Raw genomic sequence first — 329 nt, forward strand, 5'->3', positions numbered from 1 at the left:
CTGCGCGCAGCCGACCCGGAAAGCGCCGCCGAAATTCTCGACGCCTTCAATCACTGGGACGACATCGAAATCCATTTTCGCGGCCGCTCGATCCGATCGTCGGGTCACGGCTTTTGCGGCATCGGCCGCAAGCGTCTGTTGAATATTTTGCAGGCACGCTGTGAACAGCTCGGCGTGAAGCTCGTGTTCGAGACCCAGATGAGCGACGACGACGTGCAAAACGCCGACCTCATCATCGCGAGCGACGGCCTGAACAGCGCCACGCGTCAGAAGTACGCCACCACCTATCAGCCCGATATCGATCTGCGCGACTGCCGTTTTGTCTGGCT

1 pseudogene is annotated in these 329 nt (G+C 60.2%); it reads left to right on the plus strand.

From position 1 onward, the window contains the following. Window positions 1-329 (plus strand): annotated as a pseudogene (locus SB751_RS28980) (bifunctional salicylyl-CoA 5-hydroxylase/oxidoreductase); the annotation flags it as partial.

This window comes from Cupriavidus sp. SIMBA_020 (assembly GCF_046535395.1).
GTDB lineage: Bacteria > Pseudomonadota > Gammaproteobacteria > Burkholderiales > Burkholderiaceae > Cupriavidus > Cupriavidus campinensis.